A 23,766-nucleotide genomic window follows, 5' to 3' on the forward strand; every position below is an offset into this window, starting at 1 on the left:
CCGCAGCTTCATCCATAATTTTGAACACGATACCAACGTGCAGGCCGTGACCATGGCGGTCATCGGCATCGGGCGGCGGCTGGGCATGACCGTGGTTGGTGAAGGGGTCGAGACGGCGGAACAGCGCGCGCTGCTGGAAGAACTGGACTGTGACGTGATGCAGGGTTATCTGTTCGCCCGTCCCCTGACCCCACGCAAGATGGAACAGTGGGTGCGCGATGGGGGTGGTCCGGCTGCCATACGCGCGACTGGTGCCGCCTCAGGCCCGCACACATCGGCCACGTCCTGACAGGACCAAGCGGGACCGAGGGGGATTTCCACATAATGCCATTCAAACATGATGACCGCCTGCGCGCGCTGACCCACAAGGATTCCGATTTCTGGGCCGATGTGGTGGACAACGTGCTGATCGTCGCCATTACCGACGTGCGGGGCATCATCACCTATGTCAACGACCGGTTCTGCGAGATCAGCCGCTACTCGCGTGAGGAACTGCTGGGGGCGACGCACCGCATCGTCAATTCCGGCTATCACGACGCGGCGTTCTTCCGGCAGATGTACCGCACCATCCGCGCAGGCGGCATCTGGCGCGGCAATATCTGCAACCGGGCGAAGGATGGCACGCTGTACTGGGTCGGCACCACCATCATGCCCAAGCATAACGCGCTGGGCGCGATCGAAGGCTACGTGGCCACGCGGTTCGAGATAACGGAACTGATGAACGTGCGCGACCGGCTGAAATCGCTGGCCGCGACCGATCCGCTGACCGGCCTGTTCAACCGTGGCGGCTTCAACTCCGTGCTTCAGGCCGCAGTGGAGCGCAAGGCGCAGGACATCGCGCGCGATGCGTTCCTGATGATGTTCGACCTTGACGGCTTCAAGCAGATCAATGACATCCACGGCCACCATGCGGGTGACGTGGTGCTCAAGGTCATGGCGCGCCGCCTGCTGGACCTGATCCATCCCGAAGATGCGGCATGCCGTCTGGGTGGCGACGAATTCGCGCTTATCATAAGCCACACGCTTGACCGCATGCCGCTGCCCGCCCTGCTGGAGCGGCTGCTGTCGGTGCTGGAAACCCCCGTCGAGGTCGGCGGCACCATGGTCAGCGTATCGGGCAGCGTGGGCATTACCCCCATCGCGGCGCTGGAATGCGCCGAGACATTGCAGAAAAGCGCGGATGTCGCGCTATACGCCGCCAAGCGCGCGGGCGGCAATCAGGCGCGGATGTTCGATATCGCCCTGCACCAGCAGAGCATCGAACGCGCGCAGATCCTGGCCGATGCCCGCCGTGGGGTGGAAGAAGACCAGTTCGAACTGTATTACCAGCCCATCCTGAACCTGCGCACGGGACAGTGCGACCAGATGGAAGCCCTGCTGCGCTGGCATCACCCGCAGCGCGGGCTGCTGGCGGCGGACAGCTTCCGCGATGTGTTTCTGGACGCCGCGCTGGCACGGATGATGAGCCCGCAGCTTGTCCGTGTCTTTCGTGATGACATGCGGCTGTGGGCCAGCAACCTTGATGCCTGCCCGAGCCTTGCCATCAACCTGTCCCGGCTGGACCTGCTGAATGTCAGTTTCCAGAATGAACTGGAAATCGAGATCAGGCGGCAGGGCGGCAAGGCCGCGAATTATGTGCTGGAAATATCGGAATCCGTCCTGTCCGCCGGACGTTCGGACCGGATGCTGGAACGGCTGCACGAACTGGCGGCGCAGGGGTTCCAGCTTGCGCTGGATGATTTCGGGCAGGCCATGCTGCCGCTTGAGATCCTGCGCAGCATTCCGTTCTCGATGGTCAAGATTTCCCGTACCCTTGTGGCCGGTATCGAACACAGCCAGCAGGCCCGCGCGGTGATCGCGCATCTGTGCGGCCTTGCCCATGCCTATGGGCTGGATGTGACGGTTGGCGGGGTCGAGAGGGAGGAACAGATGGCCATCCTGCGCGAAATCGGGGTGGACCGGATTCAGGGTTTCTATATCTCCGCCCCCATTTCGGCGGGGAACCTGCTGGTCGTGCTGGAAAAGCATATTCCCGACACGGGGCAGGGCGAAATCCCGCAGGATGCCTGACCCATTGGGCAGCCTGCGCGGCTGATCGCCGGGCGGATCATGCCTGTCGGGACGGCTGACGCCATCATTTCATGAAATCACCCATCACCGCACCGGACAGGCAGGTGCCGCAAAAGCGGTGCGGCGGTCGGAAGATGGTATATATGTGTCGTATACAGAAAATTAAAAAATTATAAATATCAATTGTATTGCACTGTTTTCCGGTGGGAATGCACAGTGTTGCGCAACACCGATTGTTCACGATTTATCGGGGCCTATACGCAAATGACAGGAGCATCATGCCCGCCATGTCATGGCCATACAGTTCCAGCCACGGATGCCGCGCATGACCGGCGCTGCTGACGGGCAGGTTTCCCGGCCGGTCCCGCCCGCACCATGCGGCTGACGTTACACACGGATTACGCGCTGCGCGTTCTGCTCCATCTGGGCCAGAACCCCGGCAGGCGCATCCCGATCCAGTATATCGCCGGCCTGCACGGCATTTCCCACAACCATCTGGTGAAGGTGGTCAGCCATCTGGCCCATGACGGGGTCGTCCTTGCGCATCGGGGGCGCAGTGGCGGGGTGGAACTGGCATGCCCGCCGGAAGATGTCGTGATCGGGACCGTCGTGCGGCGGATGGAAGCCAGCCTGCAACCGGTTGCGGCCTGCACGCCCGCCAATGGACAACAGGACTGCCTGCTGGCGGATATATGCACCCTGCGTCCCATCCTGTCGCGCGCGCTGGACGCATTTCTTGCGGAACTGGATACCGTTACGCTGCGCGATATCCTGCCCCCGCCGGGCCGCCCGCCGCCCGCCGGACAGGCGGATCTGCCCGATGGCATGCCGTAACCACAGGCGGGTTCAAGGGGATGGCTTTATATGTCTGTATATGCCTATATATAAACAGGGCAGATAATTCGCGGGTTTTTGATAGATTTCAATTATGAAAAGATAAAACTCATTTATCTACAATGTGATATGGGTTTTTCCTGTTGCAATGGCGCAGTCAGGGGGTCTTTCCTTCGGGCAAAGGCCACATGCTGCCAACGCAGAACGATACGGGAAAGCCATGTCCGACAAGCCGCAATACAAGCCCTATACCCATCCCGCCGGTGGCTGGGGGGCGGCGAACGCCACAGCCCGCGTGCTGATGGAACAGAGCGTGCTGGCCAAGGGATCGCGCGCGCTGCTGGCGATGAACCACCCCGATGGCTTCAAATGCCCAAGCTGTGCGTGGCCGGACCCGGACCGGGAAAAAACCCTTGAATTCTGCGAAAACGGGGCCAAGGCACTGGCGTTCGAGGCAACGAAGCGCCACATCGGGGCCGAATTCTTCGCCGCCCATACCGTTACCGAACTCATGGCGCGCAGCGATCACTGGCTGGAAGAACAGGGCCGCCTGACCCACCCCATGCGCTATGACGCCGCGACCGACCATTACGTGCCATGCACATGGGATGAGGCATATGCCCTGATCGGCCAGCACCTGCAGGCGCTGGACAGTCCCGATCAGGCCGAATTCTATACCTCCGGCCGCACGTCGAACGAGGCCGCGTTCCTGTATTCCGTATTCGTGCGCGCCTACGGCACCAACAACTTCCCCGACTGTTCCAACATGTGCCACGAGCCGACCAGCCGTGGCCTGCCGCTGTCCATCGGCATTGGCAAGGGCACGGTGCGGATGGAGGATTTCGGCAAAACCGAAGCCATTTTCATCATCGGCCAGAACACCGGCACCAACAGCCCGCGCATGATGACCGAACTGGTCCATGCCCGCAAACGCGGCACGCCCATCGTGGCCGTCAACCCCATGCCCGAACGCGCCCTGATCCGCTTTACCGAGCCACAGGACCCGATCAAGATGGCGACGTTCGGCTCCACCCCCATCGCCAGTGAGTTCTGCCATGTGCGCATCGGCGGGGACGCGGCCTTCCTCAAGGGGGTGATGAAAACCCTGTTCGAACTGGATGCCGAAGCTGCGGCCAGGGGCGAACCTGCTGTTCTGGACCATGCGTTCATTGCCGAACACACATTCGGTTTCGAGGCGCTGAAAGCTGATATCGAAGCCACGCAATGGGCCGACATCGTGGCGGTGTCGGGGCTGACGGAAGAACAGATCCGCCGCGTGGGCGCGATCTATGCCGCATCCAGCGCCACCATCATCTGCTTCGGCATGGGGGTGACGCAGCACCAGCAGGGATCGCGCGTGATCCACCAGATTGCCAACCTGCTCATGCTGCGTGGCAATTTTGGCAAGCCGGGGGCAGGGATATGCCCCGTGCGCGGCCATTCCAACGTGCAGGGTGACCGCACGGTCGGCATTGATGAAAAGCCCAGCCCCGTCTATCTCGACCGGCTTCAGGAAGTATTCGGCTTCAACCCGCCGCGTGAACATGGCCACCATGTGGTTGAATCCGTGCAGGCGATGATTGACGGCACGGCGAAGGTGTTCATCGGCATGGGGGGCAACTTCATCCATGCCATTCCCGACACCCCCGTTGCGTATGCGGCCATGTCGCGGCTGAACCTGACGGTGGGGATCGCAACCAAGCTCAATCGCGGGCATCTGGTGCATGGGCGTGATGCGCTGATCCTGCCGGTCATCGCGCGTTCCGAAATCGACCACCAGAAAACCGGGCCGCAATTCGTCACGATCGAGGACGCGATGTCCAACGTCACCGCATCGCGCGGGGTGCTGCATCCCGCCAGTCCCGACCTGCGATCGGAAATCGAAATCGTGTGCCGCATGGCGCGCGCGACCCTGCCGGACAGTAGCATCGCGTGGGAATCCTTCATTGATGACTATGACCTGATCCGCGACCGGATCGCGCAGGTCTATCCGGACCTGTACGCCGGTTTCAACACCCGCATCCGCGCCACCAAAGGCTTTGCCCTGCCGGTCCCCCCGCGTGAGCGCCGGTGGAATACCCTGACCGGGCGGGCCAATTTCCTGCTGATCGACGGACTGGACGAAGACACGCCCATTGGCGGCTCCGACATGCTGCGTCTGTCCACCATCCGCTCGCACGATCAGTACAATACCACCATCTACACCAATAATGACCGCTACCGGGGCGTGTACAACACCCGCACCGTCATCTTCATGAACGAGGAGGACATGCGCGAACGCAACCTGAGCGAAGGCATGCTGGCGGATCTTGAAACCATCAGCAATGACGGGGTCGAACGCCGGTTAAGCGGCTTCATGGTGCTGCCGTATCCCATGCCGCGCGGTTCGATCGCGGGGTACTATCCCGAACTCAACCCGCTTCTGCCGCTATCGCATTTTGACCAGATCAGCGGCACGCCCGCGGCCAAGTCCATTCCCGTACGCGTCCATGCCGCAGCGACCGCCCCGCAGGCCGAAGCACTGCAACCCGCCTGAACGAAGCAGCCAGATGCATCAGGGCCAGATACAGATGAGCGTGCATGACTTCGCCCGCCGGGTGGATTACGCCACCGCGCTGGGACTGGTACTGGCCCATGCCCGCCAGACGCCGCAGCCCGTGGCGCGGGTGCCCCTTGCCCAGGCCACGGGAAGGGTGGCCGCCCATGCGGTGCAGGCCACTTCCCCCCGACCGCCCGCCGATATTTCCGCGCTGGATGGCTATGCCTTCGCCCATGCCGATATGGTGGCACAGGGCAGCCTGCCGGTGGACGGGCGCACGGTGGCGGGGGACAGGCCGGCAGCCCTTGCAGCGGGCCATGCGCGCGCCATCCTGACGGGTGCGCGCATACCGGCGGGCGCGGACTGCGTTATGGCGGTCGAACGGATGACGCTGGGTGCGGGCGACCAGGTGGCCCCGGCCACGGCCCTTGCGCAGGCGGGAGCCAATATCCGCTACCGGGGCGAGGAATTCGGCGCGGGCGATGTGCTGGTACGCGCGGGACAGGTGCTGGACTGGCGGCATGTTGCACTGCTGGCGTCGCAGGGCATGCAGGACGTGGTGGTGGCCCGCAGGCCGCGCGTATGCGTGCTGTCCAACGGGGCCGAACTGGCCGCCGATGCGCCGGGGGCGTGCGCGGATTCAAACACGCCCATGCTGGCCGCAATGCTGGGCAGTGCGGGTGCGCGGGTGCGGACGTGCAGTGTCGCGTCCGATGATGTCGCGATGCAGGCCGCCCACCTGCGCGCGGCCTGCACCGGGACGGATGTGGTGGTGACCACGGGGGGCATATCGGTTGGCGGCACCGATCATATGCTGGATATCCTGCTGGCAATGGGCGCGCGGATCGTTTTCCGTGGGGTTTCCATCCGCCCCGGCAAGCCCTTCACCATGCTGGAACATGATGGGCGGGCGGTGTTCTGCCTGCCCGGCAATCCGGGGGCTGCGGCCATCTGTGCGCTGGCCTTCGTGCAGCCTTACCTGCGCGTGCTGACCGGGGCGCCAGCGGATATGGCGCAGGTCAGCGCCACGGCGGATTTTTCAGCCGACGCCCCGCCCGATACCACCGGGTTCATACCCGTATCCATGCGGCGCGGGCCGCAGGGCTGGCACTTCGTGCGGGTGCCAACGGCTGGCGCATCGGACATCATCGCGTTTTCCCGCGCCGATGCCCTGCTGGCCGCCAGTGCCGAAAACCCGGTGCGGGCGGGACAGGTGGCGTGGGCCATCCCGCTTCACGCGCCATCCGCGCTGGCCTGACGGCGCTGATGGCGGGTCAGTCCAGTTGCACGGAACAGGCATGCTCCAGCGCGAACCGCGCCACCGCCGCCGTGTCGTTCACGTCCAGAACCGGCAGGTGCGCGGGCAGGCCGGGGGCACCGGGCGTATCGGTGGCGATGGCGATGATGTTGTCCTGCCGCATGAATAGCGGTTCCTTGCCCAATGCGGGGCGATAGACCTCGATACAGGCGGGAACGCTGGCATGGAAACCTTCCACCACCACCAGATCGGTGCGCTGCATGCGCCCCAGCAGTTCCGCAAGGGTGGGGGGCGCATCGGGACATTCATGTTGCAGGACCCAGCGCCCCGGCGTGGCCAGCATGACCTCGCCCGCGCCCGCATTGCGGTGCAGCCATGAATCCTTGCCGGGACGGTCAATGTCGATATCATGGTGGGTATGCTTGATGGTGGATACGGCCAGCCCGCCTGCGCGCAGCACCGGCAGCAGCCGGGCCAGCAGGTGCGTCTTGCCCGACCCGCTGCGCCCCGTAATACCGATCAGGGCCTGAAGTGCTGGATGGGACATGTGCGCGAAACCTTGTAATCCTGTGGGCTGGCTGTCGCAGCGTATGGCGCGGCAGGCCATGACGCAATGCCACGACATGGCGGGGACCACGCGGCCATGAAGGCTGGCGGGCTGGTCATGGCGGGCGGGGAAGCCCGGCGCATGGGGGGCGTGGACAAGCCGCTCCTGCCGCTGGGCGCGCTGAACTGCATTGAACGGGTGATCGCAACCCTGCGGCGCGACTGCGCGCGGCTGGCCATCAGCGCCAATGGTGACGCCGCACGTTATGCACGGTGGAACCTGCCGGTACTGGCCGACCGGGTTGCCGGGGCGGGGCCGCTGGCGGGCGTGCTGCGTGGGCTGGAATGGGCGCACGACGCGGGGCTGGACGTACTGGTGACGGTGCCGGGGGATACGCCCTTTATCCCGGCGGATCTCGTGCCCCGGCTGCTGCCCGCGCCATCCTTCGCCACCAGTCTTGGCCAGCGGCACAGCCTTGTGGCCGCGTGGCCGGTTGCATGCCGCGACATGCTGGCGGCGCAGCTTGCGGACATCACGCCCGAAAACCGGCGCAGCGCCACGCGTGTCCGCACGCTGGCCGACCGGCTGGATGCGCGCCCGGTCGCTTTCGCGCCGCTGGCCGGTGGGGTGGACCCGTTCTTCAACATCAATACGCCTGATGATCATCAGGCCGCCTGCCAGCATGCCGCCCGCATGGATCAGGCCGGACCCGTCACCCCGTAACGACGCAGCCGTGACCGCCGTGGCCGGCACCCCATACGGAAGGAAATGCCGTGTTCATGCGCCGCGTGGATGGATGGGCGGATCGTCATGAGAATGCGTGAAAACGGGTTCCCCGCCTGCTGCTGCCGGGCGAGGAGACAGGGGGGCCTGCATGCCCCGGTCCGCCCGGAATCATGACCGCATCGTAATGGTTCCCGCTAGGGCGGGTCCAAGTAAAAAAAATATTTTCTTTACCCGTTTATTGCATGTCTGGCGATTATGCCGCACATGACCTTACCCGATTTTTACGAAATGCTAACTTTATCAATACACTCGTAATAAACTTGTTACCAAGATCGCGGTTTCGTTTTTTCGTATTTGTAAAAGCCGGGACTAGCTTCCACCCAACGATACAGAAGGAACATCCATCATGTCTTCTTTCATGAGACCACAGGACGCCGCCGGGTGGGCGACGCTTGTACTGGCGGTCATCATTATCCTGCTGGGTCTGCCGCTTGTTTACATGGGTGCGGAACTCGCTGCCCTTGGCGGGTCATGGTACTACGTGATCTGCGGTCTTGCCGTCACCCTTTCGGGCGTGCTCATGGCGCTTGGCCGCGTGGCCGGGGCGCTGCTTTACCTTGCGGCCTGCGCCTTCACATGGCTGTGGGCGCTGTGGGAAGTGGGGCTGGATGGCTGGGGCCTGCTGCCGCGCGTGTTCGGGCCGAGCCTGATCGCCATTGCCGTGCTGCTGTGTATGCCCGTGCTTAAACGCGCCGAAGCCGCGCATTCACCCTCAGCGCGGAAGGTTGCGTAATGTCTCCCAAACCAATGCTGCGTAACGTCCTGCTGGGCGCCACCATCATCGCGGGCATGACGGCCGCCGCCATCGCGCAGGTGCCCCCCGCCGACCAGCCTCCCGGCACGGGCAACGCCACGCCGCCCGCGGAACAGCCCGCGCCGCCTGCGGACAGTTTTGCCCCCCCGTCGCCCAACGCACCGCAGTCGCCGGGCGTGAACGCCGCCAATATTCCCGACGGCCCGCCCGCCGAACCCAGCGAGGCCACGCCGATGGTCGAGCAGGTCACAGCCAATCCCGCGCATGATGACTGGCCCGGCTATGGCCGCGATGACAGGGCGACCCGCTTTTCGCCGCTGGACCAGATCACGCCATCCAATGTCGGCCACCTGAAGCGCGCCTTCATCTACCACACCGGCAGCAAGCCCGCGCCGGGACAGACCAACAAATGGGCCGCCGAAACCACGCCCATCAAGGTGGGTGACGGGCTGTACATGTGTTCGGCCATGAACGACATGATGCGGATCGACCCGGCCACGGGCAAGGAAGTCTGGCACTTCCATGCCAATGAAAAATACGACAGCATCCCCTATACGGCGGCGTGCAAGGCGGTGGTCTATTACACCTCCTCCACCGTGCCGGAAGGCGAGCACTGCCACCACCGCATCCTTGAAGCCACGCTGGACGAACGCCTGATCGAGGTGGACAGCGAGGACGGCAAGGTGTGCGAAGGCTTTGGCTGGCACGGCATGGTCAACCTGATGAAGGGGATGGGTGAGTCCGTGCCCGGCTTCGTGGCCGAAACCGCGCCGCCGCCGATCGTCAATGGCGCGATCATCACCAATCAGGAAATCCTTGATGGCCAGCGCCGCTGGGCGCCCTCTGGCGTGATCCGTGGCTACGACGCCGAAACCGGGCGCTTCCTGTGGGCATGGGATGTCAACCGCCCCCATGAACATGGCGAGCCGAAGGAAGGCGAGCATTACAGCCGTGGCACCCCCAATTCGTGGGCGGCGATGATTGGCGACAACGCCCTGGGGCTGGTTTACGTGCCCACGGGCAACTCGGCCGCCGATTACTACAGCGCCATGCGTTCGCCGGAGGAAAACAAGGTGTCCTCCGCCGTGGTGGCGATCGACGTGAAAACGGGCGAGCCGCGCTGGGTGTTCCAGACCGTGCATAAGGACGTGTGGGATTACGACATCGGTTCCCAGCCCACGCTCATGGACTTCACCAAACCTGATGGCACGACGGTTCCGGCCCTGATCATGCCGACCAAGCGTGGCCAGACCTTCGTGCTGGACCGCCGCACGGGCGACCCGGTGCTGCCGGTGGAAGAACGGCCCGCGCCTTCGCCGGGCATGGTGCCGGGCGATACGCGCGCGCCCACGCAGCCCTGGTCGGTTGGTATGCCGCGCCTTGGCTTCGCCCCGCTGAAGGAAGCGGACATGTGGGGCATGTCCCCCATCGACCAGCTTTACTGCCGCCTGAAATACCGCCGCGCGCATTACGTGGGCGAGTTCACGCCCCCCAGCATTGACAAGCCCTGGCTGGAATATCCCGGCTATAACGGCGGGTCCGACTGGGGCAGCGTCGCCTATGACGAAAAGACCGGCATCCTGATCGCCAACTGGAACAACACGCCGATGTATGACCAGCTGGTCAACCGCAAGAAGGCGGACCAGCTTGGCCTGATGCCGGTGGACGATCCGAACTACAAGCCCGGCGGCGGGGGGGCCGAAGGTGCGGGTGCGATGGCGGAAACGCCCTATGGCATCGTGGTTTCGCCCTTCTGGGATGAATATACGGGCATGATGTGCAACCGTCCGCCCTATGGCATGATTACCGCCATCGACATGCACACGCAGAAGGTGCTGTGGCAGCACCCGCTGGGCAGCGCGCGCGCCAACGGTCCGTTCGGCCTGCCCACGCATCTGCCGCTTAACATCGGCACGCCCAACAATGGCGGGCCGGTCATTACCGCAGGGGGCCTGATCTTTGTTGCCGCGACGACGGATAACATGATCCATGCCTTCGACATCCATACCGGCAAGGAAGTGTGGAACGATGTCCTGCCCGGTGGCGGACAGGCCACGCCCATGACGTATGAATACAAGGGCAAGCAGTACGTCGCCATCATGGCCGGTGGCCATCACTTCATGATGACGCCGGTTACGGACGACCTTGTGGTCTATGCGCTGGACAACGTGAACTGACGCAACACTGGCCATAGCCAGCACCCTGAACCGGGGCCGCACTGTCGGCCCCGGTTTTTTTATGTCGCCGCCGCCACGGCGGGGCAGGGCGGGGGCATCGACACGGAAGTTTATTGTATGATGGCGGCCTTTGCGGCATGAGGGGCCAACAGATTTCATTCATTTCAGTCAGCAGGTCCGCATATGTCCGAATACACCCCCATTGGTCTTGATAATGGGACCACCCCCATCCGGGCGCTGACCCATTCGGGCAATTTCCATGTGGACGAGACGCTGGGCTACGTCATCCTGCATTACGCGCTGGCCCCGCAGGGCGACCTGCGCGGCCGTGTGCTGGGGGATGCGCCCGCCGACCGGCTGACCTTCACCCGCACCCGTTCGCCCGAACGCATCCGTGAAGCGGACATCGTATTTGACGTGGGCGGCGTCTATGACCCCGCCCACGGGCGCTACGACCACCACATGAAGGACAAGCCGCTGCGCGACGACGGCACGCCGTACAGCGCTGCGGGCCTGCTGTGGAAGGATTACGGCATGGCCGCGATCCGCAACCTGCTGAAAGTGCCGCAGGACGACGCCACCCTTGCCGCGATCTGGAAGGCGCTGGACCGTTCGCTGGTCCTGCCCATCGATCAGGATGACAACGGCGTGGTGAAGATGGGCAAGCTGTCGCTGGCCGATATCGTATCGGCATGCAGCGCGCCGTGGGACACGGCGGAACTGTATGGCGCGGATGAAGCCAGGGCGCGTGAATCCCTTGGCTTCGCCAATGCCGCAACGGCGGTCGCGGCGCATCTGGTCAACATGGTCGATCGCGTGCGCGCCAGCCTGAAGGCCACCGGCCGCGTGCTGGAAGCCTATGCCAATGCGCAGGACAAGCGCATCCTGCTGATGGAAACCGGCATGCCGACCGAAAAGGTGATTTTTGAACATGACCTGCCGGTCGTCTATGTCGTCTCCCCCGTGGGGGCCGACCGCTGGAACGTGAAGGCGGTGCCGCCGGTGCGCGGTGATTTCGGGCAGCGTGTCTCCCTGCCTGAAGCATGGCGCGGGCTGGATGGCAGCGCGCTGGCTGCGGTATGTGGCGTGCCGGATGCGGTTTTCGCCCATCCCGCACGTTTCATCTGCGGCGCGGGCAGCCGGGAAGGGGCGCTGAAAATGGCGCGTCTGGCGCTGGAAATTGACGAACGCGAAAACGGCGCCAGGCCCGCCACGGCCTGAGTGGCCATGGTGGAAACACAGCCGCCCCGCCTGTCGCTGGGCCCCGTCCGGCGTGCCGACGGGGCCGAACTGGTACAGGCCAATCGGGACAGCCGCGATTACCACGCCCCCTTCGCCCATCCCTTCATCACGATGGAGGGGTTCAGCGAATGGTTCGCCACCCTGTGTACCGGCGCGCAGGCCGCCTTTGTCGCGCGGGAGGCCGGGTCAGGCCGGATTGTGGGCGTCACCAGCCTGAGCCAGATTTTCCTTAAGGGATTCCAGAGCGCCTATCTGGGCTATTACGGCATGGTGGCTACCGCCGGGCGCGGCCTGATGACCGAGGCTGTGCGCCAGACGCTGGCCCATGCCTTTACCGAAATCGGGCTGCACCGGGTCGAAGCCAACATCCAGCCCGAAAACCTGCGCTCCATCGCGCTGGTCCGCCGCCTTGGCTTCCGGCTGGAAGGGTTTTCCCCGCGCTACCTGCGTATTGGCGGGCAATGGCGCGATCATGAACGCTGGGCGCTGCTATGCGATGATCCCCGGCCCGGCGGCATGCCCTAGCCGATCAGGTCGCGTTCCTTCTTTTCGCGTTCGGCCCCGACGCTGTGTTTCTGGTAAATGCCCAACGCCACGACCATGGCGGTTGCGACCACCAGCAGCACGGCGGGGTAGAGGATGTCCTGCGGGGCCTTACTGCTGCGCTCGAACACGCCCACCAGCCCTTCGATAAAGACGGCGATGATGATGGTGGTCATGAACTTGGTCAGGCTGATGCGGGCTTCGGCCAGTGACTGCTTGCCCTTGGGGCGCAGGACCTCCTCCTCGATAAAATACTTGGCCACGTCGAACACGGCTATGGCGATGACGACGTAGCTGATGGTCTGGAGGATTTCCTCGCGCCCGTGGTTCAGCGAGACATTAAAGGCCGAAACAAGGCCCACCATGCCAGAGATGAGCAGCAGGACCGCAAGAAGGATGAGAAGGCTGCTTGCCCCGGCAAATGCCCAGCGGGAGAGTATGCCGATCTTATGAATGATCTGGTGCCCTTATGTGATGACGGATGCCCCTGCGGAAGCGCAATGGCGTATCCTGAACACACGCATCCACCCGGCGATGGTTCCCTTGCGGATTCAGGGTGCTGCCATGCGTTCCGGCACCGCGATCATGGCGGGGCAGGGGGAGTGATGCCACCCGATGCCGGATAACCGGCGCGACGCTGGCGGTCAGGACGGGAGCGGTCGCGTCAGTCCGCCTGCTTCAGCGAACAGATACCCAGAGAACCCTCCGCCATGACCGGCTGCGCGGGGGCGGGGTTTTCATCCGCCCCATCCGGCGTGGCCTGTGGCGCGTTTTCAAGGAATGTGGCGGTGGGAATGAAGAACAGCGTGCCCGTAACCGCGCGGCTGACATCCAGCAGCCGGTCGTAATTGCCCGGCGGGCTGCCGATGAACATGTTTTCCAGCATCCGTTCAACCCGGCCGGGCGAACGCGCGTAGCCGATGAAATAGGTCCCGAATTCGCCCCTGCCCACATCGCCAAAGGGCATGTTGTCGCGCAGGATCTGAAGCTGCTGCCCGTTTTCTTCAATATTGGTCAGCACGTTATGGGCGTAGCTGGGCTTGGCTTCATCCGCCAGTTCGATATCGGACAGCTTTCTGCGCCCGATGATCTTTTCCTGCGCCGCGACGGGGATCATGTCCCACTTCTTCAGGTCATGCAGGTATTTCTGCACGATCACGTAGCTGCCCCCGGCGAAGGGCGCGTCCTCCGCCCCGATGATGGTTGCGTCCGTCGCCTCATCGCTGACCGGGTTTTCCGTGCCATCGACAAAACCCAGCAGGTCGCGCGCGTCGAAATACTTGAAGCCATGCACCTCATCAACAACCTGCGCCACGCCTTCAAGGCGGGAGACGATGTGCCGCGCCAGTTCAAAACACAGGTCCATGCGTTCCGCGCGGATGTGGAACAGCAGGTCGCCCGCCGTGGCGGGGGCGTGGTGAACGCCGTCTATTTCCCGAAACGGGTGCAGTTCCGCCGGGCGGGGCGCGCCAAAGACCCGGTCCCACGCATCGGACCCGATCCCCATGATGCACGACAGGTCGCCATCGGGCACGCGAAACCCCACGCCACGGCGCAACGCCGCCAGATCCCCGCACAGGTCGCGCACCGTGGCCGCGGCCTGCGCGCCATGGTCAAGGGTCAGGACAAGAAACATCGCCGATCGTGTCAGCGCGGTGTCAACGGGTTGGGGTTTAGCTGGAAACAAGCCGGAATTCCTTAACGATCGGACCGTGCGGCGGCGGGGCATGGCCACCGCATCCGCGCCGACAGCACTACATCATTCGCCCGTAAACTCAAGACTCTACGGGACATGCCACCCGTCGCAGCCCGCGCGGCCCGGCGGGCGGATGGTTGCGCGCAGGTATGCGCGGGCCGTATGCTGGCCTGCTCCCGCACGGGCGCGATGCCCCGGCCCCTTCATCTGCATGGACCACTCTGCATGACGCGCCCGCTGCCCCCCGCCATCGTCGCCTGCCGCATGCAGTCCCACCGCAACACCATACCCCCGGCCATTGAAACGCTGGATATTGCAGAAGAAACCCCCGTCAGCCTGACCTTCAACACCATGCCCCATGGGGTGATGATGGCGACCCCGCTGGATCTGGAGGATTTCGTGACCGGCTTCGCCCTGACCGAAGGGATCGTGCCCGACGCAAGCGCGCTGAAAGGCATGACGGTGCGGGTGGAAGCAGAACATATACAGGTTGACGCACGGATTGATGGCCCGTCGTTCCAGCGCCTGCTCCAGCGCGGGCGGCGCGCGATCGCCGGGCGCACCAGTTGCGGCGTATGCGGCACCGATGCCAGCGACGTGCTGCAACGGCCCACCCCGCGCGTGCCCTGCGCCCCGCCGGAACTGGCCGCCGTCCATGCCGCGCTGGGCCGGTTGCGCGGGCGGCAGGTGCTTAACGCGCGCGCCCATATGCTGCATGCCGCCGCATGGTGCGCGCCCGATGGTGAAATCGTGCATGTGCGCGAGGACGTGGGCCGCCATAACGCGCTGGACAAGCTGATCGGGGCGGGGGTGCGCGCGGGCACGGATTTCGGCTGTGGGTTCTGCCTGATTACCAGCCGCTGTTCCTACGAAATGGCGCATAAGGCCATCATGGCGGGCATGCCCGCGCTGGCCGCCATATCCGCACCCACCGCACGCGCCATCCGCGTCGCTACCCGGTCCGGCCTGACCCTGCTGGCCCCGGTGCGTGAAAACGTGGTGATGGCGCCGCTGTCTGTCTGATGGCAATGCTGCGGCATCCCTGTCATAACCAACTGAAACATTGCCAGCCCTGAGCGGATTCCATTAGGGATTGAACATGGACGCGCAGCAGTCAACCGCACTGACATATTCATCTGATACCGGTTCCGGGGTCGGGATCGTCTATATCCTGACCAATCCGGTCATGCCCGGACTGATCAAGATAGGGATTACCGCCGGGGATTTACCGGCCAGAATGAAGCAGTTGTATACCTGCGGCGTGCCGGTTCCATTTGAATGTGCGTATGCCAAGCGCGTTCAGGATTATGCAAGGGTCGAAGCCACGCTGCATACGGCCTTTGGCGATCACCGGATTAATGAAAACCGCGAATTTTTCCGCATTGATCCCGAACGCGTCAGGGTCATTTTCAATCTGCTGCCGGGCGAGGAAATCGCCATAGGCGAAGATGCAGGGGCGGAAGAAAGCAGTGATATCGCAGCCCTGAAATCAGCGAACAGGCGGGCATCCGTTTTCAATTTTAAAATGGTGGATATCAAGCCGGGCACGATACTGGAATGGATTTATGATCCTGATATTACCTGTCGTGTCGTTGATGACCGAAAGATCGAATTCGAAAATAAAATTACCAGCCTGAGCGCCGCCGCCTGCGAAATCGGGAGCCGGACCGGGATTGATAACGTCGCGTATCAGGGACCACGCTACTGGAAATATCAGGGCAGAACGCTGGTCGAACTGCGTGAGGAAATGGAGCAGGGCGAAGATTGACGGATTCCCCTTTGGTCCCCGATCCCGCCCGCCCGCGCTGTGGCTGGGCGCAGGCGGATGCGATGATGATGGCCTATCATGATGACGAATGGGGCCAGCCGGTGCGTGACAGCCGGATGCTGTGGGAAATGCTGGCGCTGGAAAGTTTTCAGGCCGGTCTGTCATGGCGCACGGTGCTGAAGCGGCGTGCGGGGTTCCGCCGCGCCTTCGCCGGTTTTGATCCCGACCGCGTGGCGGCTTTTAATGATACGGATGTGGAACGCCTGATGGCCGATCCCGGCATCATCCGCGCGCGCGCCAAGATCGTGGCGACCATCGGCAATGCGCGCGCCTATATCGCCATGCGGGAAAAGGGAGAGGATTTTGCAACCTTCGCATGGTCGATGGTGCCCGATGCCCCGGTACATAATCACAGCGGGCAGGTGCTGGCGTCATCCCCGCTGTCGCATGCCATGTCGGCTGCATTGCGGGCGCGGGGGTTCCGTTTTGTCGGTCCCGTCATCGCCTATGCGTGGATGCAGGCGGCGGGCATGGTCAACGATCACGATCCGGCCTGTTTTCGCTACGCTGCATGTGACGGGACGACAAAGCCCGCGTCACCACGCGCCGGATAACAGAAACCCGCCGCGCCGGGTGTCACGCCAGCGGGCGGGTCAGGTGGGGCGGGTGCTGCGTGCATCCCGCCCATGCCGTGCCGGCCGGGGCCGGACAGGCGTTAATGCATGTTGGGCTGCTGCCAGCCTGCGCGGGCGCTCAGGGCGCGGTGGCGTACCGCAATCGGCAGCACCTCGCGCAGGATCTGCATCGCGGCAATGCCCGACAGCCCGGTCTGGGTGGAAAAGCGTTCGATTTCCACGGGTTTGAACAGCGCGTGGATCGTGCTTTCGTCCGCCGGTTCCGGATTGTCCTGCGCCTGCCATGTGCGGATCAGGGGCAGCATGCCCTGCGTCTCGGCACGGTTTTCCAGCATGCTGGGGTGATCGGGGGCAGGCAGCGGGCCAAGGATATCGTTCAGCACCGAGACCGCGCCGGAACGGTCGCCCAGCGCCCCGGTCAGGAAATCGCCGATACGGGTGGTGATGTCGGATACATTACGGGAAATCGTCATGTTAGGCTCCGTTAACACATCAGGGGGAAACGCCGGGGCACTGGGCCTGTGGCATCCCCTTGTTAGCGGGACTCTGCCTTGTGGTTCCTGCACGGTGTCCCGGCATGCAGGGGCGCGGGCGGCGGTTTAGCGCCGCAGGCGCGGTGCGGACATGGCCGTATGCGTACGGGCTGGCATGCGGGACCACGGCAGGGTGGTCCGGCGGCCCAGCGCCTGCTGCAACGGCGCAACGGGTGCGCCATGCGCGTGAACGGTGCGCCCGGTCCCCATTCCCATCGTAATGGGCAGGTGGTGGATAAGCGAATGTTGCATCGTCTGTCCTCCCTTTATCCTGTTGGGGTTACGGGGAAGAAACGTGGGAAAGGGGGCGCGGGTTTGCCGTCATTAGGGTGGCCTGCGCGCACGTTTGTGTGAGGTGTGACGGATCAGGCCAGATCGCGTTCGGGTGTGTCGCTCATGCCGCGGCTGGCCGGTTGCGTGCCGGGTGGGGGTGGCACGATCACCCGTTCTTCCCCCGCCTTGCGCGTGACGGGCTTTCCACCCGGAAGCACCTCACCGGCGCAGGTGATGCACGCATCGCGGCCCACCGCGCGACTGCACCCCGACAGCGCCAGTTGCAGGGCCAGCAGCAGGATCGCAAGCAGCGATGCGGAAAGACGGCACACAACGCCCAGCCGGATGGACCGGCGCGGATGGTTTGCATATGCGGTCGGCACGGCTTCCTCCTCCATATACCGCGAAAAACGGGCGGAAGGATTGCCGGTTGCATCAGCCCCGTGGCGGTCTGGCGCGGGGATGGGGCGCGATGGTCCAGCCCGCTACCCTGCCGCCCGGCGGCAGGGTGCATACCCCCACATGGCCACCGCGCAGGACGCGCCATGACCCGCCCCGCTGCGCGCAGTCCTGCGCCGGGGGCAGGTGATGGTGCATGAGCGCATCGTCACACCCCGCCAGCGCCAGCAGGGCCGCCATCATCACCCCCCGGTACGCCGCGTGCGCCAGCGGCCCGGGCATCAGCGGCGGTGCATGGCGGGATGGCCCGCGCGGAACAGTTTCCATTCATCCACCACCGTCCCGTTGGGCAGGTGGCACCACCCGGCGACCCCGGTTGATGTCCGGCGCATTTCCACCCGGCCGCCGCGATTTTCGCAGTATTTCGATGCCGGGTTGGCCATGCCGATGGGGGTGACGGCCAGCGCGCTGGCGCACGGCGCGATGGACAGCACGCATGCGGCAAGGGCCGTGGCGCGCAGGGCGCGGATGGCGGGGCGGGACAGGCGGGCAAACGGGTTCATGTCAGGTCAGGCCACTTTCGGTTCAGGGCATGTCATATCGACCTGCTATCAGCAAAGTCCGGCGGGTTCCAGACCACGCGGGCGCGGGTTCATGTCGATTGCCTGTTTCCTGTTATGCGCCAGATGCCTAATCTGGCGTAATGAGACGGATTTCCATGCGCGCGCGCCGCGCTGTTCAACCCCGTGCGGGCATGGCCATGCGCCGTATGGGCGGGTTTATGGCGCTGGTGATGCTGGCGGGATGCGCGGGGCCGGTTACGGTGCGTCAGGTTTCGCTGGTGCAGAGCTACCGCGCCACCAGCCGCAGCGCGCTACAGGGCAACGCGCCGGGTAATGACACCATGATCGTGCTGCGCCGCCGCGGGCTGCTGGCGCTGTGGCGCAATCACCCCGACCGGGCCATAACCGCATTGCGCACGCAGGCGGCGGCGGCCATGGCGGATGATAGTGCCGACATGCTGTTCGCGCTGGCGGAACTGAGTTACCGGCAGGGGCTGCGCCATCACCATGCACAGGATTTCCTTGCCGCCGCCGTTTATGCCTACGCCTTCCTGCAACCGGGGCGCGCGGGTGGTCCCAGCCCGTATGACGAACGCTTCCGGCAGGCATGCGACCTGTACAACCTTGGCCTGACGGCGGCGTTTCCAGCACCCGTAAGCCTTGCGGCGCAGGAACGCGCGCTGCCCTTTGGTACCATCGACCTTGCCGCCGATCCCGCGCAGTTGCGCTGGCAGGGGCGGATACTGGAAAACCTGCGCCCGACCGCAACACTGGCGGTGGGCGGTATCGGCAATGTCTACCGCACCCCCGGTCTTGGCGAACCGCTGACCGCGCTGGGCCGCCCGGACCCGGCCTACCCCAACATGGCAGTTCCCCCGTCCACGGCCCGCGCCGCCACACAAGATGGCGATGATACGGACCGCTTCAGCATATCGGACCGGCTGCGCGTGCCCGCCAGCCTGCTGCTGGAAATCGACGATCCGCGCGCGCAGGTGCTGACGGATCACCTGCACGGGCGGCTGGTGCTGCGGGTGATGGATGACAGCCCCGATACCCGCATCGGTCAGGCCACCGTCCCCGCCGAATACGACCAGACGGCGGCCCGCGCGCTGAGCCTGCGGGATTCCGCGCTGTGGGCGCAGGAATATACCGGCTTCCTGCAGGGCACGACCTTCGACGGCACGCACCCCCATCTGGTGGCCATGACGCCGCACCGGCCGGGCAACATGCCGGTGGTGTTCGTGCATGGCACGGCGTCCAGCCCGTACCGCTGGGCCAGCATGGTCAATGACCTGCTGGAGGACCGGCGCATACGCGACCATTTCGATTTCTGGTTCTACTCCTACGCCACATCCAGCCCCATTCCCTATTCCGCATGGGAACTGCGGCGCGCGATAACGCAGGCGGTGGACAGCCTGGGCGGTGTGAAGGCCGATCCCGCGCTGGGGCACATTACCGTGGTGGGGCACAGCCAGGGCGGGCTGCTGGCGCGCATGCTGGTCATCAATCCCGGCGACAGGCTGTGGAATGGCACGGCGGGCCGCCCGCTTTCCACCTTCCGGCTGGACCGCAGGACCCGGCAGATGGTGCGCGAAACCATGTTCCCGACCCCCATGCCCGAAATCCAGCGCGTGGTGTTCATCGCCACGCCGCAGCATGGCAGCTACCTTGCGGGCATGTCGCTGGCGCAGTGGGTGGGCAGCATGGCCAGCCTGCCGCTGCGCGTGAGCGAGACCGCGCGCGAGATCCTGACCGGATCAGGCGACAGCACCCATCTGGCCAGCCGCGTGTTCCGTCTGGGCAGCGTCTATGCCATGTCGCCACGCAGCGCGTTCATGCGCACGCTGCCCACCATCCCCATCATGCCCGATGTGCATGCCCATTCCATCATTCCCGTCTGTGGTAACGGGGAGCCGCTGGCGACTGCGGATGATGGCGTCGTGGCCTATGCCAGCGCGCATATACCGGATGTGGATTCCGAACTGGTGGTCCGCCATTCGGAACATTCCACGCAGTCCAACCCCTTCACCATTGCGGAAGTCCGGCGCATCCTGCTGCTGCAACTCGCCGCCAATCCCGATCTTGCCCCGCGTAAGGTGCAGGCCCCGGCATCCCCCACAATCGCCACGCCGCAGGCGCCCCGGCCATGACGGGATGGGCCGCGCGGCTGCGGGCACGGATGCGGCGCAACCCGGATGCGGCGGGCCGTCCCACGGTCCCGCGCAGCCGCCGGGCATGGTGGTGGATTACGCGCATGGCGGGCCTTGCGGGCGTGGCGCTGGGGGCAGGGGGGCTGTATTATTCCACCCTCATGCCCGATGCGCTGCGGCTGGGGCTGACCGGCGGGTTCGTGGTGGTGATGGTGGGGGCGCGGTGGCTGCGCCCGGTCTGGCTGGCACGCGCGGGGCGGGTGGCGGTGCTTGGCGTGTATGCGGCGTGGTACGTAACCGATCCGCCGCGCAATGACCGTGACTGGGCCGAGGAATACGCCATTCCCGCCGATGCGTGGCGTGACGGCGATGTGGTGCATGTGCGCCATGTCCGCAACTTCCGTTACCGGAGCGAGAGCGATTACATACCCGCATGGTATGACGCCACCTATGACCTGAAGCAGCTTGAGCGCGTGGACCTTGTCACCTCCTACTGGGCGGGGGACGCGATTGCGCATGTGTTCCTCAGCTTCGGCTTCGCGGATGGGAAACACCTCGCCATCTCGATCGAGACCCGGCGGCAGGCGCGTTTTCCCTATTCCACCCTTGCGGGGTTCTTTCATCATTACGAACTGTTTTTCGTCACCGCCGATGAACGTGACCTGATTGGCGTGCGCACCGACACACGGCGCGAGCGCGTATATCTGTACCGCCTGAACATAACCCCCGCCGTGCGTGAGCGGCTGTTCCTGAGCTATGTCGGCGCGATACATGACATCATCGCCCATCCCGTATGGTACAACACGCTGACCGATAACTGCACCACCGGCATACTGGCCCGCGCGGGCGCGCGGCTGCGCTACCGGCTGGACTGGCGGGTCATCCTCAGCGGGCATACGGCGGCCATGGCCTATGACATGGACCTGCTTGGTCCCTACGACCCGGCACGCTACCCCGATTTTAACGCGCTGCACGCCGCAAGCCGCATCATCCGCCCGCCCGGCGCCGTAATCGACGCCGATTATTCCAACGAAATCCGCGCAACCCTGCCCCCACCGGAAGGGCCGCCCGCGCGGTAGTCCCTGAAAGCCTGCGGCCGGTCTGGCTGGACGGGGGCCGTTCCTTAATACGGCCGCTTCAGGGGCAGGACGTGCCGCCGTCCCGTTGCGTCATATTGACGCAGTTGAACATCCTCCGTAAAAAGCCCTCGTTTTCAACCAGCGAAGCCCGACCAGGCGCAGCCTTACCGAGCGCCGGAGGCGCCGCTTCACCATGTCCATGACTTTCGCCGACCTCTCCCTCGCGGAGCCCGTGCTCCTTGCACTGGCCGAGGAAGGGTACGTGAACCCGACACCCATTCAGGCCCGATCGATCCCGATGCTGCTGGAAGGCCGCGACCTGCTGGGCATGGCCCAGACAGGCACGGGCAAGACGGCTTCCTTCGCGCTACCGCTGCTGCATCGCCTTGCCGCGGCCCCCCGTCCGGCCCCCCGGGGCGGTGCCCGCGTCCTTGTCCTTGCGCCGACGCGCGAACTGGTCTCGCAGATCGCGGACGGGTTCGAGAGCTTTGGCCGTCACCTGCCGTTCAGCGTGACAACGATCTTCGGCGGCGTCAGCCAGTTGCATCAGGTCAATGCGCTCAGGGATGGCGTGGATATCATCGTGGCCGCGCCGGGGCGGCTGCTGGACCTGATCGAGCAGGGGCTGTGCGACCTGTCGCAGCTTGAGGCACTGGTGCTGGATGAGGCCGACCAGATGCTCGACATGGGTTTCGCCAGGCCGATCGAGCGCATTGTCGCGACCCTGCCGAAGGATCGCCATACAGTGCTGTTTTCCGCAACGATGCCAAAGTCCATCGCAGCCCTGGTTGAAAGCCTTCTGCGTGATCCGGCCAGGGTGGAAATCGCGCCCCCTTCAACCACCGTGGACCGGATCGAACAGTCGGTCATGTTCCTTGATGCAGCCAACAAGAAAGAAGCCCTCCTCGCGCAACTGAAGGCGCCGGAGATCGGTCAGGCAGTCGTCTTTACCCTGCAGAAGAACATCGCCAACGAAGTCTGCGCCTTTCTGACCGGGGCAGGCATCACGGCCGAGGCCCTGCACGGCAACAGGTCGCAGGGACAGCGGGAACGGGCGCTGAATGCGTTCCGCGATGGCAGCGTGCAGGTGCTGGTGGCGACGGATATTGCGGCGCGCGGCATTGATGTCGATACGGTCACGCATGTTTTCAACCATGACCTGCCCAGCCTGCCCGAAAGCTATGTCCACCGCATAGGCCGCACCGGCCGCGCAGGACGCAGCGGCATCGCCATTACCCTGTGCGATGCCGAGCAGCGTGCGTGGCTGCATGATGTGGAGCGCGAGATCGGACGCAGCCTGACGGTCCACACCGATCATCCGTGGCATTCGGAAGCGGCGCGGAACTCGACCATGCGGGCACCGGTTCTGGGTGGCGGGCCGGTCAAGAAAATCAAGCCGCAGGTCAAGCGCGAGCGCAAGATCTGGACCGAGGAAGAAAAGGAAGCCGCGCGGGCAGCGGCCAGAAAAACAGCCTGATCATGTATGGGTTTTCAGGTCTTTACGCCCAAAGCGGAATAAATATCTGAAAACCCGCTGGTTTGCAGAGAAGCAGGAAGCAGAAGTCACGCCTGTTGCCGGTAACGGGATGTAATCTGGTTTCCGCCATCTGTCATCCTGCCGGCATGGCCGGAAACCCGTCCTGACGTGAGGTTATCGGTCAGGCGGGAACCGTCATGGCGTTGTAAGCTGCCAGCGCCGCATCCACGCCTGCGCCCGCGGTAAAGGCGTGGCCCTCCTGACGCAGCACGGCTTCGAGCGCACCGAGGGTGAGCAGCACCTTCGACTTCTCGGCATTGTAGCCCATGGCCCCGATGCGCCACACCTTGCCCTGCAGCGGGCCGAAGGCGGTGCCGATCTCGATTTCAAAATCCTCGCGCATGCGGCCGCGCACCCGTTCGCCATCGACGCTGGCGGGAATG

General features: G+C 64.4%; 25 protein-coding genes and 1 pseudogene. 17 read left to right on the forward strand and 9 right to left on the reverse strand.

What is annotated here, in order from left to right; genetic code table 11:
- The 5 genes from CFR79_RS13795 to CFR79_RS13815 all read left to right on the forward strand — a co-directional run.
- The coding region (locus CFR79_RS13795) for an EAL domain-containing protein (RefSeq protein ID WP_146220146.1) at positions 1–289 on the forward strand (289 nt) is incomplete at its 5' end.
- A 35-nt stretch (positions 290–324) separates the two neighbouring features.
- The gene (locus CFR79_RS13800; RefSeq protein ID WP_110548273.1) at positions 325–2,070 is read left to right on the forward strand and encodes a putative bifunctional diguanylate cyclase/phosphodiesterase; all 1,746 of its coding nucleotides are present in this window, start codon (positions 325–327) and stop codon (positions 2,068–2,070) included.
- A 375-nt stretch (positions 2,071–2,445) separates the two neighbouring features.
- Positions 2,446–2,904 carry an RrF2 family transcriptional regulator gene (locus CFR79_RS13805; protein ID WP_102323815.1) on the forward strand — a complete coding sequence of 153 codons (459 nt, stop codon included), beginning with the start codon at positions 2,446–2,448 and terminating at the stop codon, positions 2,902–2,904.
- Between the two features lie 220 nt (positions 2,905–3,124).
- Complete coding sequence (locus CFR79_RS13810) at positions 3,125–5,440, forward strand: FdhF/YdeP family oxidoreductase (protein WP_110548274.1); 2,316 nt, start codon at positions 3,125–3,127, stop codon at positions 5,438–5,440.
- Between the two features lie 34 nt (positions 5,441–5,474).
- Entirely contained in the window at positions 5,475–6,701 is a 1,227-nt protein-coding gene (locus CFR79_RS13815) for a molybdopterin molybdotransferase MoeA (RefSeq protein WP_110548285.1), read from the forward strand.
- Between the two features lie 16 nt (positions 6,702–6,717).
- Here the strand turns inward: CFR79_RS13815 and mobB are convergent, their stop codons facing one another.
- Positions 6,718–7,248, reverse strand: coding sequence for a molybdopterin-guanine dinucleotide biosynthesis protein B (mobB, locus tag CFR79_RS13820; RefSeq protein ID WP_174234122.1), 531 nt, complete (start codon positions 7,246–7,248; stop codon positions 6,718–6,720).
- Positions 7,249–7,344: 96 nt separating this feature from the next.
- Between mobB and mobA the strand changes: the two genes are divergently transcribed.
- The 5 genes from mobA to CFR79_RS13845 all read left to right on the forward strand — a co-directional run bounded on the left by mobA (position 7,345) and on the right by CFR79_RS13845 (position 12,732).
- Positions 7,345–7,971, forward strand: a complete 627-nt coding sequence (mobA, locus tag CFR79_RS13825) for a molybdenum cofactor guanylyltransferase (RefSeq protein WP_110548286.1) — start codon at positions 7,345–7,347, stop codon at positions 7,969–7,971.
- 409 nt (positions 7,972–8,380) lie between these two features.
- Positions 8,381–8,767, forward strand: coding sequence for a glycerol dehydrogenase (locus tag CFR79_RS13830; RefSeq protein WP_102323813.1), 387 nt, complete (start codon positions 8,381–8,383; stop codon positions 8,765–8,767).
- Positions 8,768–8,781: 14 nt separating this feature from the next.
- Positions 8,782–10,965 (forward strand): pyrroloquinoline quinone-dependent dehydrogenase, encoded by a 2,184-nt coding sequence (locus CFR79_RS13835; protein WP_110548275.1) that lies wholly within the window; start codon positions 8,782–8,784, stop codon positions 10,963–10,965.
- 183 nt (positions 10,966–11,148) lie between these two features.
- The gene (locus CFR79_RS13840; protein ID WP_110548276.1) at positions 11,149–12,186 is read left to right on the forward strand and encodes an MYG1 family protein; all 1,038 of its coding nucleotides are present in this window, start codon (positions 11,149–11,151) and stop codon (positions 12,184–12,186) included.
- A 6-nt stretch (positions 12,187–12,192) separates the two neighbouring features.
- Positions 12,193–12,732, forward strand: coding sequence for a GNAT family N-acetyltransferase (locus CFR79_RS13845; protein ID WP_110548277.1), 540 nt, complete (start codon positions 12,193–12,195; stop codon positions 12,730–12,732).
- Here the strand turns inward: CFR79_RS13845 and CFR79_RS13850 are convergent.
- A complete protein-coding gene (locus tag CFR79_RS13850; RefSeq protein ID WP_371207660.1) occupies positions 12,729–13,208 on the reverse strand; it encodes a hypothetical protein in 480 nt (159 codons plus the stop codon). The genes CFR79_RS13845 and CFR79_RS13850 overlap by 4 nt on opposite strands.
- A gap of 16 nt (positions 13,209–13,224) precedes the next feature.
- Here CFR79_RS13850 and CFR79_RS16255 point away from each other — a divergent pair, with 16 nt between their 5' ends.
- Positions 13,225–13,356 (forward strand): hypothetical protein, encoded by a 132-nt coding sequence (locus tag CFR79_RS16255; protein ID WP_258373621.1) that lies wholly within the window; start codon positions 13,225–13,227, stop codon positions 13,354–13,356.
- Between the two features lie 58 nt (positions 13,357–13,414).
- Here the strand turns inward: CFR79_RS16255 and CFR79_RS13855 are convergent, their stop codons facing one another.
- Positions 13,415–14,386 (reverse strand): Dyp-type peroxidase, encoded by a 972-nt coding sequence (locus CFR79_RS13855; protein ID WP_456305895.1) that lies wholly within the window; start codon positions 14,384–14,386, stop codon positions 13,415–13,417.
- A gap of 156 nt (positions 14,387–14,542) precedes the next feature.
- On the opposite strand from CFR79_RS13855, the gene fdhD reads away from it, so the two are divergent.
- The 3 genes from fdhD to CFR79_RS13870 all read left to right on the forward strand — a co-directional run bounded on the left by fdhD (position 14,543) and on the right by CFR79_RS13870 (position 16,828).
- Complete coding sequence (gene fdhD, locus CFR79_RS13860; protein WP_258373622.1) at positions 14,543–15,469, forward strand: formate dehydrogenase accessory sulfurtransferase FdhD; 927 nt, start codon at positions 14,543–14,545, stop codon at positions 15,467–15,469.
- Between the two features lie 76 nt (positions 15,470–15,545).
- Entirely contained in the window at positions 15,546–16,214 is a 669-nt protein-coding gene (locus CFR79_RS13865) for a GIY-YIG nuclease family protein (protein ID WP_110548288.1), read from the forward strand.
- A gap of 62 nt (positions 16,215–16,276) precedes the next feature.
- A complete protein-coding gene (locus tag CFR79_RS13870; RefSeq protein WP_102324238.1) occupies positions 16,277–16,828 on the forward strand; it encodes a DNA-3-methyladenine glycosylase I in 552 nt (183 codons plus the stop codon).
- Between the two features lie 101 nt (positions 16,829–16,929).
- Here the strand turns inward: CFR79_RS13870 and CFR79_RS13875 are convergent, their stop codons facing one another.
- The 5 genes from CFR79_RS13875 to CFR79_RS13895 form a co-directional block, all read right to left on the reverse strand.
- Positions 16,930–17,322, reverse strand: coding sequence for a hypothetical protein (locus tag CFR79_RS13875; protein ID WP_110548280.1), 393 nt, complete (start codon positions 17,320–17,322; stop codon positions 16,930–16,932).
- A 126-nt stretch (positions 17,323–17,448) separates the two neighbouring features.
- The gene (locus tag CFR79_RS13880) at positions 17,449–17,634 is read right to left on the reverse strand and encodes a hypothetical protein (RefSeq protein ID WP_102323804.1); all 186 of its coding nucleotides are present in this window, start codon (positions 17,632–17,634) and stop codon (positions 17,449–17,451) included.
- Between the two features lie 113 nt (positions 17,635–17,747).
- Positions 17,748–18,038 carry a hypothetical protein gene (locus tag CFR79_RS13885; protein WP_132303880.1) on the reverse strand — a complete coding sequence of 97 codons (291 nt, stop codon included), beginning with the start codon at positions 18,036–18,038 and terminating at the stop codon, positions 17,748–17,750.
- Between the two features lie 52 nt (positions 18,039–18,090).
- Positions 18,091–18,336, reverse strand: coding sequence for a hypothetical protein (locus CFR79_RS13890; RefSeq protein ID WP_110548282.1), 246 nt, complete (start codon positions 18,334–18,336; stop codon positions 18,091–18,093).
- On the reverse strand, positions 18,336–18,617 hold the full coding sequence (locus CFR79_RS13895) for a putative hemolysin (RefSeq protein WP_102323801.1): 282 nt from the start codon (positions 18,615–18,617) through the stop codon (positions 18,336–18,338). Before CFR79_RS13895 ends, CFR79_RS13890 begins: the two co-directional genes overlap by 1 nt.
- A 155-nt stretch (positions 18,618–18,772) precedes the next feature.
- On the opposite strand from CFR79_RS13895, the gene CFR79_RS13900 reads away from it, so the two are divergent.
- From CFR79_RS13900 to CFR79_RS13910, 3 genes are all read left to right on the forward strand, one after another.
- Positions 18,773–20,767 (forward strand): esterase/lipase family protein, encoded by a 1,995-nt coding sequence (locus CFR79_RS13900; protein ID WP_258373625.1) that lies wholly within the window; start codon positions 18,773–18,775, stop codon positions 20,765–20,767.
- A gap of 104 nt (positions 20,768–20,871) precedes the next feature.
- Positions 20,872–21,846 (forward strand): Lnb N-terminal periplasmic domain-containing protein, encoded by a 975-nt coding sequence (locus CFR79_RS13905; RefSeq protein ID WP_102324236.1) that lies wholly within the window; start codon positions 20,872–20,874, stop codon positions 21,844–21,846.
- Between the two features lie 193 nt (positions 21,847–22,039).
- A complete protein-coding gene (locus tag CFR79_RS13910) occupies positions 22,040–23,323 on the forward strand; it encodes a DEAD/DEAH box helicase (protein WP_110548284.1) in 1,284 nt (427 codons plus the stop codon).
- A gap of 181 nt (positions 23,324–23,504) precedes the next feature.
- Here the strand turns inward: CFR79_RS13910 and CFR79_RS13915 are convergent.
- Positions 23,505–23,766, reverse strand: a pseudogene (locus CFR79_RS13915) (alanine--glyoxylate aminotransferase family protein); the annotation flags it as partial.

It is taken from the genome of Komagataeibacter saccharivorans (assembly GCF_003207825.1).
In the GTDB taxonomy this organism is placed as follows: Bacteria; Pseudomonadota; Alphaproteobacteria; order Acetobacterales; family Acetobacteraceae; genus Komagataeibacter; species Komagataeibacter saccharivorans.

Bases quoted from the DNA above. Each gene is read 5' to 3' on its own strand.
- CFR79_RS13800 (WP_110548273.1), top strand. From the start codon at position 325: ATGCCATTCAAACATGATGACCGCCTGCGCGCGCTGACCCACAAGGAT.
- CFR79_RS13805 (WP_102323815.1), top strand. From the start codon at position 2,446: ATGCGGCTGACGTTACACACGGATTACGCGCTGCGCGTTCTGCTCCAT.
- CFR79_RS13810 (WP_110548274.1), top strand. From the start codon at position 3,125: ATGTCCGACAAGCCGCAATACAAGCCCTATACCCATCCCGCCGGTGGC.
- CFR79_RS13815 (WP_110548285.1), top strand. From the start codon at position 5,475: ATGAGCGTGCATGACTTCGCCCGCCGGGTGGATTACGCCACCGCGCTG.
- mobB (WP_174234122.1), bottom strand. From the start codon at position 7,248: ATGTCCCATCCAGCACTTCAGGCCCTGATCGGTATTACGGGGCGCAGC.
- mobA (WP_110548286.1), top strand. From the start codon at position 7,345: ATGAAGGCTGGCGGGCTGGTCATGGCGGGCGGGGAAGCCCGGCGCATG.
- CFR79_RS13830 (WP_102323813.1), top strand. From the start codon at position 8,381: ATGTCTTCTTTCATGAGACCACAGGACGCCGCCGGGTGGGCGACGCTT.
- CFR79_RS13835 (WP_110548275.1), top strand. From the start codon at position 8,782: ATGCTGCGTAACGTCCTGCTGGGCGCCACCATCATCGCGGGCATGACG.
- CFR79_RS13840 (WP_110548276.1), top strand. From the start codon at position 11,149: ATGTCCGAATACACCCCCATTGGTCTTGATAATGGGACCACCCCCATC.
- CFR79_RS13845 (WP_110548277.1), top strand. From the start codon at position 12,193: ATGGTGGAAACACAGCCGCCCCGCCTGTCGCTGGGCCCCGTCCGGCGT.
- CFR79_RS16255 (WP_258373621.1), top strand. From the start codon at position 13,225: ATGACGGATGCCCCTGCGGAAGCGCAATGGCGTATCCTGAACACACGC.
- CFR79_RS13855 (WP_456305895.1), bottom strand. From the start codon at position 14,386: ATGTTTCTTGTCCTGACCCTTGACCATGGCGCGCAGGCCGCGGCCACG.
- fdhD (WP_258373622.1), top strand. From the start codon at position 14,543: ATGCCACCCGTCGCAGCCCGCGCGGCCCGGCGGGCGGATGGTTGCGCG.
- CFR79_RS13865 (WP_110548288.1), top strand. From the start codon at position 15,546: ATGGACGCGCAGCAGTCAACCGCACTGACATATTCATCTGATACCGGT.
- CFR79_RS13870 (WP_102324238.1), top strand. From the start codon at position 16,277: ATGATGATGGCCTATCATGATGACGAATGGGGCCAGCCGGTGCGTGAC.
- CFR79_RS13875 (WP_110548280.1), bottom strand. From the start codon at position 17,322: ATGACGATTTCCCGTAATGTATCCGACATCACCACCCGTATCGGCGAT.
- CFR79_RS13880 (WP_102323804.1), bottom strand. From the start codon at position 17,634: ATGCAACATTCGCTTATCCACCACCTGCCCATTACGATGGGAATGGGG.
- CFR79_RS13890 (WP_110548282.1), bottom strand. From the start codon at position 18,336: ATGCCCGGGCCGCTGGCGCACGCGGCGTACCGGGGGGTGATGATGGCG.
- CFR79_RS13895 (WP_102323801.1), bottom strand. From the start codon at position 18,617: ATGAACCCGTTTGCCCGCCTGTCCCGCCCCGCCATCCGCGCCCTGCGC.
- CFR79_RS13900 (WP_258373625.1), top strand. From the start codon at position 18,773: ATGCGCGCGCGCCGCGCTGTTCAACCCCGTGCGGGCATGGCCATGCGC.
- CFR79_RS13905 (WP_102324236.1), top strand. From the start codon at position 20,872: ATGGCGGGCCTTGCGGGCGTGGCGCTGGGGGCAGGGGGGCTGTATTAT.
- CFR79_RS13910 (WP_110548284.1), top strand. From the start codon at position 22,040: ATGTCCATGACTTTCGCCGACCTCTCCCTCGCGGAGCCCGTGCTCCTT.